This is a genomic window from Janthinobacterium agaricidamnosum NBRC 102515 = DSM 9628, assembly GCF_000723165.1.
GTDB lineage: Bacteria > Pseudomonadota > Gammaproteobacteria > Burkholderiales > Burkholderiaceae_D > Janthinobacterium > Janthinobacterium agaricidamnosum.
Map to the genome: position 1 here is coordinate 2582495 of NZ_HG322949.1, position 16961 is coordinate 2599455.

The 16961-nt window shown below is 61.4% G+C and carries 12 protein-coding genes; 7 read left to right on the forward strand and 5 right to left on the reverse strand.

Going from position 1 to position 16961, the window contains the following annotated elements; genetic code table 11:
* Positions 1 to 22 precede the first annotated feature (22 nt).
* Positions 23 to 802 carry a PoNe immunity protein domain-containing protein gene (locus GJA_RS26655; protein ID WP_144241486.1) on the forward strand — a complete coding sequence of 260 codons (780 nt, stop codon included), beginning with the start codon at positions 23 to 25 and terminating at the stop codon, positions 800 to 802.
* Between the two features lie 273 nt (positions 803 to 1075).
* Here the strand turns inward: GJA_RS26655 and GJA_RS26155 are convergent, their stop codons facing one another.
* Positions 1076 to 2872 (reverse strand): M20 metallopeptidase family protein, encoded by a 1797-nt coding sequence (locus tag GJA_RS26155; protein WP_081905343.1) that lies wholly within the window; start codon positions 2870 to 2872, stop codon positions 1076 to 1078.
* A gap of 185 nt (positions 2873 to 3057) precedes the next feature.
* On the opposite strand from GJA_RS26155, the gene GJA_RS26160 reads away from it, so the two are divergent.
* Positions 3058 to 4122 carry an alpha/beta fold hydrolase gene (locus GJA_RS26160; protein WP_051780661.1) on the forward strand — a complete coding sequence of 355 codons (1065 nt, stop codon included), beginning with the start codon at positions 3058 to 3060 and terminating at the stop codon, positions 4120 to 4122.
* 63 nt (positions 4123 to 4185) lie between these two features.
* Here the strand turns inward: GJA_RS26160 and GJA_RS10975 are convergent, their stop codons facing one another.
* Both GJA_RS10975 and GJA_RS10980 read right to left on the reverse strand, forming a co-directional pair.
* Positions 4186 to 5520 (reverse strand): aldehyde dehydrogenase family protein, encoded by a 1335-nt coding sequence (locus GJA_RS10975; protein ID WP_051780664.1) that lies wholly within the window; start codon positions 5518 to 5520, stop codon positions 4186 to 4188.
* A 158-nt stretch (positions 5521 to 5678) separates the two neighbouring features.
* Positions 5679 to 6920: a DUF2252 domain-containing protein gene (locus GJA_RS10980; RefSeq protein ID WP_242404513.1), complete on the reverse strand. Its 1242-nt coding sequence runs from the start codon at positions 6918 to 6920 to the stop codon at positions 5679 to 5681.
* A 264-nt stretch (positions 6921 to 7184) separates the two neighbouring features.
* Here GJA_RS10980 and GJA_RS10985 point away from each other — a divergent pair, with 264 nt between their 5' ends.
* Positions 7185 to 9905 (forward strand): VCBS domain-containing protein, encoded by a 2721-nt coding sequence (locus tag GJA_RS10985; RefSeq protein WP_051780666.1) that lies wholly within the window; start codon positions 7185 to 7187, stop codon positions 9903 to 9905.
* A 64-nt stretch (positions 9906 to 9969) separates the two neighbouring features.
* A complete protein-coding gene (locus GJA_RS10990; RefSeq protein ID WP_038492030.1) occupies positions 9970 to 10563 on the forward strand; it encodes a hypothetical protein in 594 nt (197 codons plus the stop codon).
* Here GJA_RS10990 and GJA_RS10995 read toward each other — a convergent pair.
* Positions 10498 to 11043 (reverse strand): hypothetical protein, encoded by a 546-nt coding sequence (locus GJA_RS10995; protein WP_038492033.1) that lies wholly within the window; start codon positions 11041 to 11043, stop codon positions 10498 to 10500. The genes GJA_RS10990 and GJA_RS10995 overlap by 66 nt on opposite strands.
* 143 nt (positions 11044 to 11186) lie before the next feature.
* On the opposite strand from GJA_RS10995, the gene GJA_RS11000 reads away from it, so the two are divergent.
* Complete coding sequence (locus GJA_RS11000) at positions 11187 to 13913, forward strand: polysaccharide deacetylase family protein (protein WP_038492035.1); 2727 nt, start codon at positions 11187 to 11189, stop codon at positions 13911 to 13913.
* 61 nt (positions 13914 to 13974) lie between these two features.
* On the opposite strand, the gene GJA_RS11005 is transcribed toward GJA_RS11000, so the two are convergent.
* Positions 13975 to 14562 carry a helix-turn-helix domain-containing protein gene (locus tag GJA_RS11005; protein ID WP_038492038.1) on the reverse strand — a complete coding sequence of 196 codons (588 nt, stop codon included), beginning with the start codon at positions 14560 to 14562 and terminating at the stop codon, positions 13975 to 13977.
* Positions 14563 to 14763: 201 nt separating this feature from the next.
* On the opposite strand from GJA_RS11005, the gene kbl reads away from it, so the two are divergent.
* A complete protein-coding gene (gene kbl, locus GJA_RS11010) occupies positions 14764 to 15978 on the forward strand; it encodes a glycine C-acetyltransferase (RefSeq protein ID WP_038492041.1) in 1215 nt (404 codons plus the stop codon).
* A gap of 18 nt (positions 15979 to 15996) precedes the next feature.
* Entirely contained in the window at positions 15997 to 16959 is a 963-nt protein-coding gene (locus GJA_RS11015; RefSeq protein ID WP_038492044.1) for an NAD-dependent epimerase/dehydratase family protein, read from the forward strand.
* Positions 16960 to 16961 lie beyond the last annotated feature (2 nt).

Below are 16961 nucleotides of genomic sequence, written 5' to 3' on the forward strand. Positions count from 1 at the left end.
CCTAAGCAATGATATTTATGAAATGCAGGAACGAATTAAAAAATCCTCAGAGAATGCACAGTATCGTCCACAGTATCTTTTTGAGCTAACAAAAAACTATTGTGAGTTAATGCTTTATCGCTACTCCCGTGGCGACGCCATTACCGAGCTAGTTCAATATTTCCCGCCCATGCTCGATGCCTGGGAAGAGTCCAACCGTTTGCATCTGGAATTTCGTACAGAAGCCGAGCTATGGGAGCGTCGCGACTGGCGTCACAATCTTGACCACTACATCGTCTGTTTCTGGCTGGTTGGTTTGGCCCTGACGCTGGATATTCCAGAGGTTATATGGCAGCGCCTGCTGGTTTTGATTGGCAATGATGGGCATGACATATTGCTCGATCGTGTAATAGCGACTCGCTCTCCGGAACGGACGATAGGCACGAATCTGTGTCACGCCAAGCCTTATGCGAGATTGCTCAAGGCCATCACTGCCCCGGAGGTACAACAACCTGGTTTGCTCAAGGATTTTGTTGAGCACTGGTACGTGGAGCTGGATCGCCCGAGTACCAAAAAACAGCATGCAGTCTACAATCGACCGTATTGGTATACCTATGGCAATGAGAACTTTGAAGGTGGCGCTTACTTTGGCCGCTGGTGCGTGGAAGCTGCAGTAGCCGCCAAGGTTTTTGGTATCGACGATAGCTTGTGTCTGGGAATGGAACATTACCCGGGTGATTTGTTACGTCCTGATGGCCCAAGCACGCATCGGCCTCGACCTGACAAACCTACCGGTTTTCTGGCGCGCTTGTTTGGTCGTTGATAAGCGCTGAACAGAACATGCCAGAAATTTCCGTCGCCATCAGCTTGTAGCCGGACCTATATATATAGCTCCGTGAGTCGTGAGACCTCAACCTGACGTAGTACATCAAGCGGCACTTGGAAGCCAGCGGGGCCTATACCAACACCTGGAACCTGCGTCCCGGCGTGGCGTCGACGCGGCGCAAATGGCGGCGCTGACCAGCGACATCGTCTGGCTGGTCGAGCAAGACATCACGCTGGCCGGTGCATGCCGGGGCGCAAATACCCTCTTGAATTACCTGGCCGCCCCGGCAGCCGGCTCCAGATAGCTCAGCGTCTGCAGCACCAGGCTTCGTATCCCGGCTTCCATCGCCGCTTCATTGAAGTCGAATTTGGGCTGGTGATGGCCCGAGACGTTTTTCGGCTCGCGGTCATCCCATCCGGCGCCCACCAGGGAGAAGACGCCCGGAATGACGTCGCCTTTTTCATTTCTTACTTTCTGGTATTCAGAAAAGTCTTCCGATGCGGTGACGCGTTGCCCGTTCCGGACTTGCTCTCCCGCAGACGACAGGGCTTGCTGCATGGCGGTCGTTTCGGCTTCCGGGTTGTCGGTGGTGCTGTAATTACCGTCCTTTAGCAGATTGACTTCGCTCTTCTGGCCCATGGCGGCGGCCGTTTCGACGGCATGTCGCTGAATGCCGTCCAGCGTGTTGGTGCGCACGTCTTCGCCAAAGGTACGTACCGATGCGCCGAGCCGGGCCACTGGCGGGCCTTCCTGCGGCGCCGCGCTGTCGCGCAAGTCTTTCAGCGTCACATGGACGGGAACATCCTGCTGGTTGTAGGCCTTTTCCAGGCGCCGCGCCATTTTTGCCGCCGGCAAGACCGGATTTTTGCCGGCTTCGGGCATGCCCGCGTGCGTCGGCTTGCCGTGGAATGTCGCTTGCATCATTGTTGTATCCGCCGATGCCGTCGGTGAAAAGGTCACTTCGACGGTTTGCTGTGCTTTATCGGCGACATTATTCGCCATCCGTCCGATCTCCTCTTCGATCGCGGCCTGCTGGCCGCCGCTGACGCGAATCTCGGCGCTGACAGTGGCGAACTCCGGCGAGACATTGATCGGCCGCTTGCTGTTGCCCAGCGTGGTCGGCGTCGCCACCACGTCGCGCTTGTTCGGATCGCCGATCGGGCTGTTACGCTTGTTTAATGCCTTGACGGTATGGGCCACCGACAGCAGGGACTTGTGGCTGACCTGCGTCGCATTGCCATCCTCGGTAAAACTGACATTGAGCGCATTGGCGGCGGCCAGCAGCGGACCGGACAGCATGTGGATTTCTCCCGCTCTCAAGCCCGGGTGGATATGGTGGCCGAAGATCACATCCACGCCTTTCATTACACCCGCGGCGATCATGGCCTTGGCGCCGGTGCCTTTTTCCTCGGCCGGCTGAAAGATGAATTTCACAGCGGCATTCTGGAGCAATCCTTCCGATTGCATCTGGGTCAGCACGCTGGCCGCTCCCATCAGCATCGCAGTGTGGCCGTCGTGGCCGCAGCCATGCATGACGCCGGGATTCTCGCTGCTGAACGGCAGTTGGGTGGCTTCCTGTAACGGCAGCGCATCCATATCGGCGCGCAACGCGACCACCTTGCGCGGCTTGCCGGACTGGAGCGTACCGACCACGCCATGGCCGCCGACATTTTCTTCCGTGTCGATACCCAGGCCACGCAAATGCCTGGCCGCGACGCCGGCGGTGCGGACTTCCGCGCCGGACAATTCCGGATGTTGATGGATGTCTTGCCGATAGGCCACGACAGCCGGCATGACGCCGGCCGCGAGCGTCCTGACCCGTTGCACGACCTCCTCGGACAGCCGGATCGGCGGGACGGTATCGCGGCTGCGTGCACCGCCCTGGGATTGCTGCATGCGTTGCAGGCTGGCGGCACTCGCTTCGACCGGCGTATTGTTTTTCCGGGGCGCCGATGCAAGGCTGTCAGTCTTGCTGGAGGAAGCGATAGAGCCCGGTGGTGGTTCACCCGGTGCATGCAGTACTGCTTGCTGAGTTGAACGTAAAGGCTGGGGGGAATTGAGATTCATGGTTTTCCTGGTGGATGGAGACGATCTGCTTGCATGCCTATGCGGCGTCAAACGCTGTTCAATGAATGGGGCACAGCGGCAAAAAGTTCCATCGTCCCTTCAGCCTATCTTCACGCCAGCCTCATGCCGCCTTCATGGACGTCGCCGATACTGGTCCTCTATTCCCTACACGCAAGGAGTCTCGCATGAGCAAGCAGTATCGGCACGCAGCGCATGACCAGACCCGCAGGCGCCTGATGTTGAGCATGGGCGCGCTGGCGGTCCTGGCCGGCTGTGGCGGCAACACCTTGCCGCGCACTTCCGCCGTCATCGACCGGCACATCGCCGTCGGCGCCGGCGTTACGTTGCATGTGCGCGACTGGCCGGCGGCGCAGGGCGACCATACCAGCGTCATCGTGCTGCTGTCCGGCCTGGGCGGCAATGCGCACGCCTTCGACAGCCTGGCGCCCGCGCTGGCGCGGCGCCAGCGCGTGCTGGCCATCACCCGGCGCGGCTACGGCCAGTCCGGCAAGCCGCTGCCCAGCAGCGACGCCACCTATGCGCCCGCCACGCTGGTGGCCGACTTGCTGGCCGTGCTCGATACGCTGAAAGTCCAGCGCATCGTCCTTGCCGGCCATTCCATCGCCGGCAACGAAGTCACGCTGTTCGCGGGCCGCCACCCGCAGCGGGTGCGCGGCGTGGTGTATCTCGACACCACCTTCGATTACTCGCAAGGGGCACACTGGCAAGGCGAGCAACCGCCGGAGAATCCGATCTTCGACGAGCCCGGACCGGAACTGGCGGACCTGGCATCGATGAACGCCTCGATCGCCTACGCCAAACGCATCCACAAGCAGTGGTGGCCGGCGATGGATGCGTACTGGCGCGACACGCTCGAGGTACTGGCCGATGGCCGTGTGCGGCCCAATACCCCGCCTGCGGTGGCGGCGGCAATGGCCGCTGGCGCCAGGTCGCTATCGCCCGACTACCGTGCGCTGCGCGCGCCGGCGCTGGTGGTCGTGGCGCAACCGGCGACGCTGGCCGACATGATGCCCTGGATTACGCCGCAGACCGACCCGCGCGACGTTGCCGACGCGCGCACCTGGCTGCGGCTGTATCCGCAGATACACGGGCAAGACTGCCGGCGCATCGTCGCCGCTTTGCCGGGCAGCACTCTGCTGACCATCAACAACGCGGCTCACAGCGATTTCTTTATCGAATACGAGACGCTTGTGGTGCAGGCCATCGAAGCCATGCGCTGGGAAAAATAGACGCCGCTATGGCGGATGGCCATGGCGCGTGGCGGCGCAAGCTTCGATGGCCCGGCGCCGCAATCAGTTCAGCGGGGCATCGAACACGGCCTTCCGATGGCTGAATGCCTCCAGCGAATACTTGCCGTGGTAGCTGCCCATGCCGCTTTCCCCGACCCCGCCGAACGGCAAGGTCGGTACCGTCAGGTGATAGATCGGCAGGCCGAAATTGACGGCGCCCGAAGACGTTTCGGTTATCAGCCTGGCCCGGGTCGTTTCGTTGCCGGTGAAGGCATAGACGGCGAGCGGCTTGTCGCGTTCGTTGATGAAGGCGATGGCCTCGCCGAGGTCAGCGACAGTGAGAATCGGCAGGATCGGGCCGAAGATCTCTTGCTGCATCACCGGCGCATCCGGCCGCACGTCGAGCAGCACGGTCGGCGCGATATATTTCTCGGCGCTATCGCTTTGTCCGCCGGCCACGGTACGGCCGGAGCCCAGCAGTCCGGCCAGCCGTTCAAAGTGACGCTGGTTGACGATGCGCCCGTAATTGGCGGCGCTTTGCGGGTTGGCGCCATACAGTTTCTCGATTTCCGCGGCGATGGCGGCGGCCAGTGCCGGGGCGGTTTGCGCATCGGTCAGGATATAGTCGGGCGCGATGCAGGTTTGCCCGGCGTTGGCGAACTTGGTCGAGGCGATGCGTGCGGCCACCGGGCCGAGGTCGACGTCGCGGTCGACGAAGACCGGCGACTTGCCGCCGAGTTCGAGCGTCACGGGAGTCAGGTGCTCGGCGGCGGCGCGCATCACGATCCTGCCGACCGTGCCGTTGCCGGTGTAGAAGATGTGATCGAAACGCTGGGCCAGCAATGAGGTGGTCTGTTCGACGCCGCCTTCGATGACGGCAACCGCGTCGGCATCAAGGTAGGCGGGAACCAGCCGCGCCACCAGCGCCGAGGTTTGCGGGGCCAGTTCGGAAGGCTTGATGGCGACCGCGTTGCCGGACGCCAGCGCGCCGGCGACCGGTGTCAGCAGCAGATAAATCGGATAGTTCCAGGCTGACATGATCAGCGTAACGCCGAGCGGATCGAACTCGGTCCGGGCGGTGACGCCTGCCGGCAGGAACGGCACGGCGACTTCGACCGGCTGCGGCGCCAGCCATTGCTCAAGGTGCTGCAGGTAGTCGTCGATCTCCATGACTGTCAGGCCTATCTCGGCACTATCGACCTCTTGCGGACTCTTGCGCAAGTCGGCCCACAGTGCGTCGGCAATGGCGTCACGGTTGTCGGTCAGCAGGGCGCGCAGCCGGTTGAGCTGTTCGCGGCGCCATGCGATCGGCTTGGTGCGGCCGCTGCGATGGGTTTCGCGCAGCCGCGCGACCAGCGCAGCGGCATCGGATGGGGAAAGGGGTGCATAGGTGATCATGAATGTGCTCCACAAATGGTAAGAAAGAGTCCACGCCGACGCCTGCCGGGGAGCTTGGCGGCCACGGGATGTGACGCATTATGGGGAGCGCACTGGAGGCGTGAAGGACGTATCGGCCTTGTTTCGGGACAATTGGATGCGGCTATGCCCGGTCCGCTTCATTCACTGCCATGCCTGGCCTTGGTCGCCGCCCGGTACGCCTTCGCATAGATGTGCCAGTCGCTGAGTACTTGCTGGTGGTACGCCATCGCGTATTCCAGCAAGTCACCGCGCCAGGCCTTGGCGTCCCGGCCGAAAGCGATCCATGCGTCGGCGTTGGCCGAGCCCTGGCGGCCGCTGGAGCGCAGGTGGTCCCATGCGACCAGCGATCCCATGGCATGCATCACGCCTTCCAGGCGGCCGATCTTGCCATTCCATAAGTCGAGCGACAGCCGGTCCTGGTCCGGCAGCAGCTCTTTCAGCACGAATGATTGTTCGCCGAGGGTGACGGCGGACAGAAATGCCGGCGCAATCGCCTGCACCCGTTTTTGTACGGCGACCACCCGTTCCGCCTCGCTGCTCCAGTGTGGCTGCGGTTGCTGGACATAAGGCGCCAGGGCCGAGCCGGCCGTGTATTTCAGGTCGAGCAGGAAGTTTTCATCGACGCCGCCGCGTCCGCGCACCAGGATCACATACCGTTCAAGCCCAAGGCTGCCGGTGCCGGCAATGCGGCGCGCCACATCCAGTACCTTGAAGAAACCCGGGGTCCTTTGTTGTGCGGCGTACTCGGCCATGAAGGTGCCGACCTTGTCGCGCTCGGCGTGGTTGACCGGCAACGCCTTGATGCCGTCGACGCGCAGTTTGCGCTTGCCGCCTTTGATGTCGGTGCGGCGCTCGAGGAATGCCGGCCGCGAGCGGCTGCGCAATTCGCGCAGCAGATCCCTGACCATGCCGCTGGCGGTGGCGCGTTCGATCCAGCGCGCTTTTCCTTCGGTCAATGCTGCCACGTAAGCATCGAGGAAACAATGGCATAAGCCGATCGCTTCGGAAGCGCTGACGTTCAATGTATCGGCCGCGACCAGCACGCTGACCAGGAAGCGTGACAATTCCCAGCTGACCGGCGCCAGTTGTGCTTCATCGAAGTCGTTCATGTCGAAATAGGTCAGCCGGTTGTCGCCCTTGTAGGTGCCGAAGTTTTCCAGGTGCAAGTCGCCACAGATCCAGGCCAGCGGCGCTCGGTTGAGCTTGCCGGTGGCGGGAAAGTCTTGATAGAACAGGTGGCAAGTACCGCGCAAGAACGCGAATGGGTTGGCCGCGATCAACTGGTATTTCCGCGTCAGCAATTCGGCATCGCGTCCGGCGTTGAAGGTGGTGATGATGTCGACGACATCGCGTATCACGGGCTGGGGTGTTTTCTTCACGGTGCACTTTCGCTGAATGACCTTGGTGAGTACAGACATTAGCACTTTAAGGACATCGCCGGTGCGCAAGGGCGCGCCATGGCTTGTCGGAGAACTTTACAAGTCTTAACCAGACAAGCTCGTCGGGATGCCGAATATTCTTCAAGTGACTGATTTTGAAGGAAAAGAGGCAGGAGGCACGATAAATGCGTGAATCGGCAGGGCATCCGGCGACAACACCGGATTTTTCTCCGACAAACGATTCACGCATGAAAAGGATATCGTATGTACTTCGCTATCGCGTCGTGTTGCTGGTTACGGCAACTGCTGCTGGCACTGTCGCTACTGGGCGTTTGCCAGCAAACCCTGGCTTTCTGCCCCAAGAACGGCTTGCTGTGTTTTGTCACCGCCAAATCTTCCGGCAGTCTGACGCACGAGGATATTACCCAGCGCGCGATCAGTGAACTGGACAAGTCTTATTTCAGCGTACCGAAGTTGACCAATTCGATGCAAAAAGCGCTCGATGAAATCATCGAGGCGAATGCCGAGGTTGACCAGGATCAAGTCAGCTCCGCCAAGCATTTCGATGGCGAAAATGGCGCCGGCGCGCAGTTGCGGCTGAAGACGCTGAAGCAGAATGTGCTGGACGCCTTGAACGCCAGTCCGATCAATACCGGCGGCGCGCGGCAAAACCTGGGAGGGGCCTTGCATACTATCCAGGACTTTTATTCGCATAGCAATTGGGTCGAGATGGGCAATAGCGGCGCCAATCCCGACGTCGGCCGTTCGGTGCTGCTGCCGTTTGCCGGTCCGGCCGTCACGACCTGTTCCGGCTTCGTCGATACCGGCTTGACGTGCGCCAATTCATCGACCATCATCACTTCCTTGTTGACCAGCGGATATTACGGCGGCGAAGACCGGGCCAAGCCGGGCGCCTTCAAGTGCAGCCATGGCGGACCGCTGGATAAAAGTTCGCCCTCCAGCGATCCGGTCGGCTATTTCCGGGAGGGCATCAACAAGGACACCTTGTATTGCGACCTGTCGCCGCACAGCACTTTCCATCATCCGGCCGCCAGCGCCGCGATTGCCGCCACCAAACAGTTTGTCGAAGATATCAAGGCGCTCATCAATGAAGAACAATTAAAGGCGCTGCTGGGCGCCGGGCCGACGCTGGCGTTTGCGATCGATACGACCGGCAGCATGGGCGGCATCATCGCCGGCGTGCGCGCGTCGGCGATCAATATCGTCAATTCGCGGCTGGGCACGGATGAGGAACCGCTGCAATATGTGCTGGCGCCCTTTAACGATCCGTCTACCGGCCCGACCACGTCGACCAGTGACGCGACCTTGTTCAAGTCGCGCATCGGCGCCCTGTTTGCGTCCGGCGGCGACGATTGTCCCGAATTGTCGATGACCGGCATGTATAACGGCTTGTCGCTGTCGAATCCGGGCGGCAACCTGTTCATGTACACGGATGCGTCGTCGAAAGATGCCGGTTTGTTCGGCGCGGTACTCGGCCTGGCCAAGGCGAAGTCGATTCGCTTGTACATGATTTTGTTTGGCAGTTGCTCGCCGCTGGACCCGGTGTATTTGCAATTGGCCAATGAAACCGGCGGACAAGTGTTTTTCCTGTCTGGCGGCGAAGCCGGCCAGGTGACCCAATTGGCCGACCTGGTGGGACGCAATAACGCGGTGCAAGTATTGTCGGTGGTCGATACCTTCCCGGCCGCCAAAACTTACCGCGTGCCGGTCGATGCCAGCATGCGCCGCCTGACGGTGTCGGTCAGCGGCACGGCGCAAAATGTGTTGCCGGCCGTAAGTTTGACACGGCCCGATGGCGTGCTCGTGACGCCGGCCGACGCGGCCACGTACCTGAGTTTGTCGAGCGGCGTCATCATTTCGATCGAACTCCCGGCCATCGGCGCCTGGACGCTGAAGGTGGACGGTGCGCCGGACGTGACCTATGTCAATGTCAGCGGCATCGCCGACCTGGCGTTTACGTCGTTCAAACTGGCCAGGTTCGGCGGCCAGCCGCCGCATCAGGGGCTGTTTCCCATCGATGGCGAACCCGGCCCGGGCGACGCCGTGTATGGGCTGGCGGCATTGGCGGGCGGCCCGGCCAACGCCGCATTCCAGCTGCGGCGCAAGAACGACACGCCGATCAGCGACCTGGCGCTGGCCCAGGATGCGACCGATCCGGACAAGTTCTTTGGCCCGTTGACGGTGCCTGGCGAAACCTTCCTGGCCTATGTGACGGGTAAGGATGCGTCCGGTAATGACTATCAGCGCGTCGCGAGCCTGGCGCTGGCGCCGCAGAATATCTCGGTCACGGCGCCGGCGCCGCAGGATTTGCGTCCCGGAAAAAGCACGACGCTGCTGTATCAAGTCAGGAATCAGGGCGCGGCCGGCACCTTCAGCATCCGCGCCACCGATGATTTGCATTACATCGTTGCCGTCACGCCGACGACCTTGACGCTGGGTACGGGCGAGAGCGCCAGCGTCGCCGTGACCTTGATGGCGCCGCCCGATGCGCCCATCGGCAGCGCCGATACGATTACCGTCGCGGTGCAAGGCACGCTCAATCCGCTGCTGCACAACAGCGCCTCGCTGACCAGTTTTGTGACCGGCGCGCTGGAAACGCCGGGCAAGCCGGATTTCGTCGCCGACCTGATCGGACAAGAGACGGTCAGCTCCGGCGTGGTCGGCATCGACCTGCGTTTTACCAATAGCGGCATCGGCACGGCGCGCGACATGACGCTGACCGGCCTGCGCTTGCGGACCTTGAGCGGCAGCGGCACGGTCACTGTCAATACCGCGCTGACGCCGGCCTTGCCGTTCGTCACGCCGAATGTCGATGTCGGCAGTTTCTTCACGGTACGCCTGACTTTCAACGTGCCGGCCGGCGTGCAGCGTTTCAGCGTCACGGAAAGCGGCACGGTGCAGGGCATCGATGGCGCCGGCTATGCCTTGTCGCAAGGGCAGGCGGTGATCGTCAACGTGCCTTAGCGAACTTCCCGGCAGCGCCTGCACGGGCGCTGCCTTTCCTCATCCGCACACTGGAGAATTTGTCATGAACCTGAAAACACTGGGCGCCATGGCCGGGCTGGTCCTGGCCTTGCTGCTGCCTGCCGTTGCCGCCGCCGCGCCATTCACCTTTACCTTGAGCACCTTGCCGCCCGGCGGCCACCTGGCCGTCCAGCCGGGCCAGTTGGCCGGCTGGGGGTATACGCTGGACAATACCGACAGCGTCAACTGGTTTGTGCCGACCGGTTTAAGCGCGTCGTCGTTCAGCCTCGGCACGCCGGACGCCGGTTATTTCGATTTCCCGATCCTGGCGCCGGGCGCCAGCGCTTCCGCCATTTTCGATCCGGTGACGCTGTCCGGCTTGTATGGCGTGCAAGTGTTCAACTCCGTCGTGAACGGACAAAGCGACAGCGGCTTCTTCATGCTGACCGGGCAGTGGTGGAGCGCCAATCCGCTGGCTGGCGGGGTGTTCATCCAGAATGCCACAGCGGTGCTGACGCCGTTTTCGCTGACGGTCGGCACGCTGGCCGTGCCATTGCCCGGCACGCTGCTGCTGTTCGGCCCGGGCTTGCTGTTATTGTTGCTGTTGCGCCAGCGCCGCCCTGATGAAGGCCAGCAAGTCGGCGCTGGCCTGGGCTGATGGCGGGGCGGGGCGGATATCCCAATACCAGCCCGGCCCGGTACGGCCCAGCAGGTCGAATTTCTTGCCGAGCCGTATCTTTGTTTGCGTCTGGAATAGTTGCAAGGACACGCTGGACGGTGTGTGCCGGTGCAGATGGATAATGAATTGACAAGTGAAGTCAGTATTGCCGGCTTTCCAGTAATAATCGACATCGGGCGCCAGCAACAGGTCGAACTGGCGCTGGACAGGAGGCAACTGGCGCCATGCCGCCAGGGCCGGTTCGGTAAAATCCGTGTCTGGCGGAAACAATGGCGTACCGAAAGGCACTACCAGCCGATAGCGGCGTCGGCTGTCCGGGTCGCTATTGGATGCGAATGCACGCAGCAGCGCCGCATGGACCTGCTGCGCCGGCAGCGCCAGCGTCAGGGTTTGCGCCCAAGTGCTGGCGCAATGCCATAGGCCCAGCGCCAGCACGGCGCCGCAGGCGGTTTTTCTCATGATGCTTTCCAGTGAACGCTCCCATTTGATTGAACCATCTCCGCGCCGGTTCCGTATTGCGCGTACAGGACTGTCGAATTGATGGTGTGTGTTTTACAATCATGGCATTAAGAAATTTCATTTTTTTAAGGATTGAGCCCATAGTGACTTCCAAGCCGATCAAGATCACCGTCGCCATCGCCGCCCTGGCGGCCATTGGCGGCGGTATATATCTCGCCAGCAGCAAGGCGCCCGCACCGACTCCCGCGCCAGCCCGCGTCAGCGTCGCCGCCGTGTTGCAAGGCAATGCCGAGATGACGGCCATCAGCGGACAATTGAAGGAGGTGCTGGCGAATTACCGCAAGATCATCGTGCTGCTGGCCGACGAAGAAAGCTTGTCCGACACGGCCCGCGAACAGACCCGCGCGGTCGGCCAAGGCTTGTTCCATGACAACCAGGAGCGCATCGCCAAACTGAACGACGCGCTGGAAACGCTGACCGCGCCGAGCAATGGCACGCGTTTCGAGTCGCTCGACAGCTTGCTGGCCTATATCGAATCCGATAGCAGCCTGTTCGACGCCGACCGGCTGGCGTTCCGCGAATTGCTGCAAGGCTTGCTGGCCGATGTCGCGCAGGATACGTCCTTGCCAGCCATCAAGATGCACAAGCGTATTTCGGAAGACCTGGAAGCGCTGGCCGAGATCGAGCGCAACTACGAAAAGGAAATCCGCCAGATTTTCGGCCGTTTTGAAACGCGCGCCATCGAATTGAAGCGCGAAAAGTGGGACGATTACGTCGCGCACCTGAAGCAACTGTACAGCCGCGAGCAAATCCTGAAGGACTTTGGCGTCGTCTTGCCCTACCCGGCGCCAGCGGTCGAGCCGGCTGCCGCCGAACCGAAAACCGAGCCGAAAAAGGAAGAAGCCGAGATATTCGGCACCGGCTTGCCGAAGAAAACCATCGTGCTGACTTTCGACGATGGCCCGCACAAGCGTTATACCGAGGAAATCAGCGCGATCCTGAAGCAATATGGCGTGCCGGCCGTCTTCTTCAACGTCGGCCGCAACCTGGGCCGCCTGGATGCGGACGGCCACGCCAGACTGTCGGCCGGCGCCGAAGTCAGCCGCAAGCTGATGGCCGATGGCTACGTGCTCGGCAACCACAGTTTCAGCCACGCCCAATTGTCGAAGCAGACGGGCGACAATTTAAAAGCGGAAATCCTGAATACCGATACCTTGCTGAAGGCGATCGATACCGGGCGTTCGCCGCTATTCCGTTTTCCTTACGGCGCGCGCAACAAGGAGGGCATGGACACGCTGGCCGACGCGCACCTGAAATCGGTGATGTGGAATATCGATTCGCTGGACTGGGCCGATCCGGTGCCGAGCTCCATCGTCGAGCGCGTGCTGCACGCGGTCGACAAGGCGGGGCGCGGCATCATCTTGTTCCACGACATCCATGAACGCACCGTCAAGGCCTTGCCGGCGGTGCTCGATCGGCTGGTGGCCGACGGTTACCAATTCGCCGGCTGGGATGGCAGCGGCTTCAAAGTGGCCAAGGGCAACAAACCAGCCGCCGAGAAAGTGGCGGCCGGCACCGCTTACGCCAACTCGTGGGCGGTGGTGATCGGCATCGACAGCTACGAAAAATGGCCGAAATTGCAATATGCGGTGCGCGATGCGCAAGGCGTGCGCGACACGCTGGTCGAAAAATTCGGCTTTGCCGCCGAGCGCGTGGTGACGCTGAAAAACGCCGAGGCGACCCGCAACAACATCCTGGCGGCGTTCCACGACAAGCTGGCGCATGGCGGCGTGCAAAAGAACGACCGCATTTTTGTGTTCTTCGCCGGCCATGGCGCGACCCGCAAACTCAGTTCCGGGCGCGAGCTCGGCTACATCGTGCCGTACGATTCCGACCCGAACCAGTTCGCCACCGATGCGATCCCGATGACGGAAATCCAGAACATCGCCGAAAGCCTGAGCGCCAAACACACCTTGTTCGTCATGGATGCCTGCTATAGCGGCCTGGGCTTGACGCGCGGCGCCGGCAACAGCTCTTTCCTGCGTGACAACGCCAAGCGCATCGGCCGGCAAATGCTGACCGCCGGCGGCGGCGACCAGCTGGTGGCGGACGGCGGCCCGAACGGTCACTCGGTGTTCACCTGGACCTTGCTGCAAGGCTTGAACGGCAAGGCCGACTTGAATGGCGACGGCTTGATCACCGCCACCGAACTGGCGGCGTATGTGGCGCCGGCGGTGTCCAGCGTATCGAACCAGACCCCGGCATTCGGCAGCTTGCCGGGCTCGGAAGGCGGCGATTTCGTCTTTGAATTACCGGCCGAAACCGAATTCCTCAGCCCCGGCACGACGCAACTGTCGAGCGACGCGATCGCCTTGAATTCCAGGCTGGACGCGGCACGTCCGGCACATGAAGAGAAAGCGGCCGCCAATACGCCGGCTGCGGCGGTCACCGTCAAGGATTTGCAGGGCAGGGAACAGAAGATCGTGCCGCCGCTCGCGGTGCCGACCTCGGCACGGCAACTGGCGCAGCGCGCCAACGACCGCGGCTTGCAATTTTACAAAGAAAAACAATATCCGGAAGCTGTCGCGCAATTCACCGAAGCGCTGAAATTGCGGCCGGACTTCGCGCTGGCGGCCAACAACCTGGGCTTTGTATTCTACAAGCAAGAAAAGTACAAGGAAGCGGCGCGCTGGTTTGAAAACACCGTCAAGATGGACCCCTCGCGCGCGGTCGCCTATCTGAACCTCGGCGACGCGCATGCCTTGTCCGGCGATACCGCCAAGGCCAGGCTGGCCTACCGCACCTACCTGGAACTGGCGCCGAATGGCCAGGCGGCGGCTGCAGTGCGGCAAAAGATGGAGAAATTGTAAATAAACCGGGGCAGAGCACCATTCATTGATGATGAATGGTGCTCTGCCCCCGCTGTGGATGTCAGCGGTGGATCACCACCAGCAGCGCCTTGCCTTCGGTCTTGCCGAGGTTGCGGATGGTGTGGTGCTGGTCGGCGGGATATCTTGCTGTGCCGCCATTCTTGACTTTCTTCTTGGATAATCCCACTTCCAGTTCCATCGTGCCGTGCAATACCGTCAAGTGTTCGGTGGTGCCCGGGTCGTGCGGCTGCGACGCCAGTTCGCCGCCCGGCGCCAGCGTCAATTCATACCATTCGTATTTGCCGGCCAATTCCATCGGTCCCAGTATCCGCAACACGTAGCCGGCATGGTCGCCTGGCAGGGTCGGGGTTTCATGGGCGTCGACCAGGCGGATGGTTTCGACGCTTTTTTCCACGCTCGACAGCAATTCGCCGATCTGCACGCCCAGCGCATTGGCCAGGCGCCAGGTGATGGCGATGGTCGGATTGGCTTTTTCGCGCTCGATCTGCGACAGCATCGATTTCGATACCCCGGCGATGCGCGACAAATCTTCCAGCGTCAAACCGCGCGCCAGGCGCATCCTTTGCAGCGTGGCGCCGACTTCCGGCGGGGAGTTGGTCGAAAAATTGGTCGGAACACTGGCATTCATCGGCTGAGTCGCTTGCAAAGTTCAATCGGCTTGGGTAATATCCATTATATTGAATTTTGGTTCAAAATAATGGATTTTGATGGCATTGGTGGAAAACGTGTAAACTCCGGACCACGCAATCAGATGACATTATAGAGCGGCGACGGCTTGAACGGACGTAAAACAAGTCTATCAGTTAACCAGGTAAGGGTAGGGATTATCATGAGCGTATCAGCAAAGAATGCCTTTTTCAGCGGCCTGCAACACAATCTCGATCAATTGCGCGGCCAGGGCTTGTACAAGTCCGAGCGCGTGATTGCCACGCGCCAGGGCGCCGAAGTAGTCTGCGACGATGGCCGTACCCTGATCAATATGTGCGCCAATAACTACCTTGGCCTGTCCGGCGACCTGCAAACCCAGCAAGCGTCGATCGACGCCACCGAAAAATACGGTTACGGCCTGTCGTCGGTGCGTTTCATCTGCGGCACGCAAACCGTGCACAAGGAATTGGAACAAGCCATTTCCAGCTTCCTCGGCACCGAAGACACGATCTTGTACGCGGCCGCCTTCGACGCCAACGGCGGCGTGTTCGAACCGCTGTTCGACGAACAGGATGCGATCATTTCCGATGCGCTGAACCATGCGTCGATCATCGACGGCATCCGCCTGTGCAAGGCCGGCCGCTACCGCTACGCCCACAACGACATGGCCGACCTGGAAGTGCAATTGCAAGCGGCGAGCGCCGCCGGCAAGCGCCACAAGGTGATCGTCACCGACGGCGTGTTTTCGATGGACGGCACGATCGCCCAGCTGGACAGGATCTGCGACCTGGCCGATCAATACGGCGCGCTGGTGATGATCGACGAATGCCATGCTTCCGGCTTCATGGGCGCGACCGGCCGCGGCACGCATGAACACCACCATGTGATGGGCCGCATCGACATCATCACCGGCACCCTCGGCAAGGCCCTGGGCGGCGCGATGGGCGGCTTCACATCGGCGCGCAAGGAAGTGATCGACACGCTGCGCCAGAAGTCGCGTCCTTACCTGTTCTCGAACACGCTGGCGCCATCGATCGCCGGCGCCTCGCTGTCGGTGCTGGAGCGCTTGTCGAAATCGACCGAATTGCGCGACCGCCTGCATGAAAACACCGCCTACTTCCGGGCCGAGATCGAGCGTCTCGGTTTCACCATCAAGCCGGGCAGCCATCCGGTGGTGCCGGTGATGCTGTTCGATGCGCCGGTGGCGCAAAAATTCGCCGCCCGCATGTATGAGCTGGGCGTGCTGGTCACCGGTTTCTTTTATCCGGTGGTGCCGATGGGCCAGGCGCGCGTGCGCGTGCAATTGTCCGCCGCGCATACCCGCGCCCAGCTGGACACGGTATTGGCGGCATTCGAACAAGCAGGCCGCGAACTTGGCCTGATCAAGAACACATAATCAGTCAGGAAGAACAGCATGGAACGCATTTTAGTCATCGGCGCCAACGGCCAGATCGGCAGTGAACTGGTGGGCGCCCTGGCGCAGCAGCACGGCGCGGCGAACGTCATCGCCGGCGATATCGGTGGCAACAACCTGTACCAGGCCCAGCGTTATACGCAATTGAACGTGCTCGACAAGGCCGGCCTGGCCGCCATCGTCGAGCAAGAGGGCATTACCCAGGTCTACCAGCTGGCGGCGATGCTGTCGGCCACCGGCGAAGCGGCGCCATTGAAGGCGTGGGACTTGAACATGGATGGCTTGCTGAACATCCTGGAACTGGCGCGCGAACGTAATGAAGCGGGCAAGCCGCTGCGGATTTTCTGGCCATCGTCGATCGCCGCGTTCGGCCCGAACACGCCACCGGTGAACACGCCGCAAATGACGGTGATGGACCCGACCTCGATGTACGGCATCAGCAAGCTGGCCGGCGAGCGCCTGTGCGAATATTATTTTAATAAGTATGGCGTCGACGTGCGCAGCATCCGCTACCCGGGCATCATCAGCTACAAGTCGCCCCCGGGCGGCGGCACCACCGATTACGCGATCGCGATTTTCCACGCCGCCTTGCGTGGCGAGCGCTATGAATGCTTCCTTGGCCCGGACACCACCTTGCCGATGATTTACATGCCCGATGCGATCCGCGCCACCATCGAATTGATGGATGCGCCGGCCGCACAGATCCGGATCCGTTCATCTTATAATGTGGCCGGCGTGTCGTTCAACCCGGCGCAATTGGCCAGGGCCATCACGCGCATGGTGGCGGACTTCACCATCGGCTACCAGCCGGACAGCCGCCAGGCCATCGCCGACAGCTGGCCGCAAAGCCTGGACGACAGCAAGGCCAGCGCCGACTGGGGCTGGAAAGCCCGGATCGGCGTGGAGCAGATGGTGACCGACATGCTGGCCAACATCGATATCGGCGTGGCCCAGGCTGCGTGACC

Coding starts and splice junctions, on each gene's coding strand:
- GJA_RS26655 (WP_144241486.1), top strand. CDS start 23: ATGCAGGAACGAATTAAAAAATCCTCAGAGAATGCACAGTATCGTCCA.
- GJA_RS26155 (WP_081905343.1), bottom strand. CDS start 2,872: ATGAATCTCAATTCCCCCCAGCCTTTACGTTCAACTCAGCAAGCAGTA.
- GJA_RS26160 (WP_051780661.1), top strand. CDS start 3,058: ATGAGCAAGCAGTATCGGCACGCAGCGCATGACCAGACCCGCAGGCGC.
- GJA_RS10975 (WP_051780664.1), bottom strand. CDS start 5,520: ATGATCACCTATGCACCCCTTTCCCCATCCGATGCCGCTGCGCTGGTC.
- GJA_RS10985 (WP_051780666.1), top strand. CDS start 7,185: ATGTACTTCGCTATCGCGTCGTGTTGCTGGTTACGGCAACTGCTGCTG.
- GJA_RS10990 (WP_038492030.1), top strand. CDS start 9,970: ATGAACCTGAAAACACTGGGCGCCATGGCCGGGCTGGTCCTGGCCTTG.
- GJA_RS10995 (WP_038492033.1), bottom strand. CDS start 11,043: ATGAGAAAAACCGCCTGCGGCGCCGTGCTGGCGCTGGGCCTATGGCAT.
- GJA_RS11005 (WP_038492038.1), bottom strand. CDS start 14,562: ATGAATGCCAGTGTTCCGACCAATTTTTCGACCAACTCCCCGCCGGAA.
- kbl (WP_038492041.1), top strand. CDS start 14,764: ATGAGCGTATCAGCAAAGAATGCCTTTTTCAGCGGCCTGCAACACAAT.
- GJA_RS11015 (WP_038492044.1), top strand. CDS start 15,997: ATGGAACGCATTTTAGTCATCGGCGCCAACGGCCAGATCGGCAGTGAA.